This is a genomic window from Burkholderia sp. HMSC10F09 (genome assembly GCF_001806955.1).
Taxonomy (GTDB): Bacteria; Pseudomonadota; Gammaproteobacteria; order Burkholderiales; family Burkholderiaceae; genus Burkholderia; species Burkholderia multivorans.
In genome coordinates, this window is the sequence record NZ_KV786637.1 from 1 (window position 1) to 2,731 (window position 2,731).

Consider the following 2,731-nt stretch of genomic DNA (forward strand, 5'->3'; position numbering starts at 1 on the left):
CATCGTCGAACGGACGGCCGCGCGCGTCGCGGCGCTGGCCGGCGGCGCGGCGGCCGACGTCCATGCGTTTCTCGGCCCGGCGATCGGGCCGCGCGCGTTCGAAGTCGGTGCGGACGTGCGCGACGCGTTTCTCGACACGGCCACGCAGTCGGAGCATGATGAAACCCGTCGTGCGTTCGTCGCGATCGACGGCGCGCCGGGCAAGTATCTGGCCGATCTGTATGCGCTTGCGCGCGTGCGTGTCGCGCGGGCCGGCGTCGTGCACGTGAGCGGCGGCGATGCATGCACGCTCACCGAGCGCGCGCGTTTCTATTCGTATCGCCGCGACCGCGTGACGGGCAGGATGGCCGCGGCGATCTGGCTGGCCGATTGACCGATGCGTGCGCAGCTTGTTTGCTGCGCCGCGCAATCGATTTATCTCGATATTGATGCGGCAATGGTGGGCAGTATGCTTGACCGATTGAAAAATCCGGGAGTCGCGTTGGACAAAATGTTTTATGTTTCCCCGAAACCCTTGTCCCGCCTGTTTTCCGCCGATTATTGCGGTGTTCGAATGTTCGGTGGTTTGACGCACGGCTTCACATGGGGAAAACGATAATGATAAAAATACCGCACTGCGGCAGAATCTGGAGACGCCTCTCCAGGGCATGACGGCCCGGCTCGCAGCCGGCATGCCGCGCGCGAGCAGGATTTCGCGATTGACGCTCACGAATCACCGGTAAGGCAGGTAATGACAGCATCGAAAAATTCGTCGACGTCCGCTGCGGCGGGCACTTCCGCGGGCAATACGGGATTCGGTTCCGCCGCGCAGCCGATGCAGCAGATGTTCGAAGCTTGGCTGAACGCATGGCGCGATTTTGCCGATCCGGCGCGTGCCGCGACTGCGTCGGCCGCCGTCAATCCGTTCGCTACGTTCCAGTTTCCGAAGTCGTTCCCGTTCCAGATGCCGTCGATGCCCGATTTCGGCGCGATGGCGTCGCCGTTCGCGGGGCTCACGCTGCCGGTCGCGGCGATTCCGCCCGAGCGGCTGCAGAAGCTGCAGGCCGACTATGCGCGCGACTGCGTCGCGCTGATGCAGCAGGCGGCCGCAGCGAAGCTCGAGGCTCCCGAACTGAAGGATCGGCGCTTCAGCGGCGACGCATGGAAGGCATCGCCGGCCCATGCATTCGCGGCCGCGTGGTATCTGCTCAATGCACGCTATCTGCAGGAACTCGCCGACGCGCTCGAGACCGATCCGAAAACGCGCGAGCGCATCCGTTTCGCCGTGCAGCAGTGGACGGCCGCCGCCGCGCCGAGCAACTTCCTCGCGCTGAATCCCGATGCGCAGAAGTCGATTCTCGAAACGCAGGGCGAAAGCCTGCGGCAGGGGATGATGAACCTGCTGGGCGATCTGCAGCGCGGCAAGATTTCGCAGACCGACGAATCGCAATTCGTCGTCGGCAAGAACCTCGGGTGCACGGAAGGCGCGGTCGTCTACGAGAACGACTTGATCCAGCTGATCCAGTACACGCCGAAGACGGCGAAGGTGTTCGAGCGGCCGCTGCTGATCGTGCCGCCGTGCATCAACAAGTTCTACATCCTCGATCTGCAGCCGGAGAACTCGCTCGTCGCGCACGCGGTGTCGAGCGGCCATCAGGTGTTTCTCGTGTCGTGGCGCAATGCCGATGCGTCGGTCGCGCACAAGACGTGGGACGACTACATGAACGAAGGGCTGCTCGCCGCGATCGACGCGGTGCAGCAGGTGAGCGGACGCGAACAGATCAATACGCTCGGCTTCTGCGTCGGCGGCACGATGCTCGCGACCGCGCTCGCGGTGCTCGCTGCGCGCGGCGAACATCCGGCCGCGTCGATGACGCTGCTCACCGCGATGCTCGACTTCTCCGATACGGGCGTGCTCGACGTGTTCGTCGACGAGGCGCACGTGCAGATGCGCGAGCAGACGATCGGCGGCAAGAGCGGGACGCCGCCCGGGTTGATGCGCGGCGTCGAATTCGCGAACACGTTCTCGTTCCTGCGCCCGAACGATCTCGTCTGGAACTACGTCGTCGACAACTACCTGAAGGGCCGCACGCCGGCGCCGTTCGACCTGCTGTACTGGAACAGCGATTCGACGAGCCTGCCGGGGCCGATGTACGCGTGGTACCTGCGCAATACGTATCTCGAGAACAAGCTGCGCGAGCCGGGCGCGCTGACCGTCTGCGGCGAGCCGGTCGATCTGTCGCGCATCGACGTGCCGACCTTCATCTACGGGTCGCGCGAGGATCACATCGTGCCGTGGCAGACGGCCTATGCGTCGACGTCGATCCTGACGGGCCCGCTGAAGTTCGTGCTCGGCGCCTCGGGCCACATCGCCGGCGTGATCAATCCGCCCGCGAAGAAAAAGCGCAGCTACTGGGTGAACGACGACGACCTGCCGAGCGCCGCCGACGACTGGTTCGCCGGCGCGATCGAGCATCCGGGCAGCTGGTGGCCGACCTGGATCGAATGGCTCGACCAGTACGGCGGCCGCAAGGTGGCGGCGCCGGCCGAGCTCGGCTCCGCGCAGTTCCCGGTGATCGAACCGGCGCCCGGCCGTTACGTATTGCAGCGCGATTGACGAAAGCCGGACAGCGGCGCACGCTGTCCGACGCACCGCAGTTTTTTTAACAGGGTCGGCAGCGACGCGCCGTGTCGCGCGGGCTCGGAGGAATGGAAAATGACGGACGTAGTGATCGTATCGGCCGCGCGGACC

Annotated in this window: 3 protein-coding genes; all 3 read left to right on the plus strand. The window is 65.2% G+C overall.

The window, feature by feature from the left end; genetic code table 11:
* Positions 1-373: laccase domain-containing protein (locus tag HMPREF3115_RS09740; protein ID WP_176748743.1), on the plus strand; the 373-nt coding region annotated here is incomplete at its 5' end.
* Positions 374-376: 3 nt separating this feature from the next.
* Positions 377-598 carry a hypothetical protein gene (locus HMPREF3115_RS30825; protein WP_125902772.1) on the plus strand — a complete coding sequence of 74 codons (222 nt, stop codon included), beginning with the start codon at positions 377-379 and terminating at the stop codon, positions 596-598.
* A gap of 132 nt (positions 599-730) precedes the next feature.
* Positions 731-2,596 (plus strand): class I poly(R)-hydroxyalkanoic acid synthase, encoded by a 1,866-nt coding sequence (gene phaC / locus HMPREF3115_RS09745; protein WP_070554269.1) that lies wholly within the window; start codon positions 731-733, stop codon positions 2,594-2,596.
* Positions 2,597-2,731 lie beyond the last annotated feature (135 nt).

Excerpts from the sequence above, each read along its gene's own strand:
- phaC (WP_070554269.1), top strand. The coding sequence starts at position 731 with ATGACAGCATCGAAAAATTCGTCGACGTCCGCTGCGGCGGGCACTTCC.
- HMPREF3115_RS30825 (WP_125902772.1), top strand. The coding sequence starts at position 377 with ATGCGTGCGCAGCTTGTTTGCTGCGCCGCGCAATCGATTTATCTCGAT.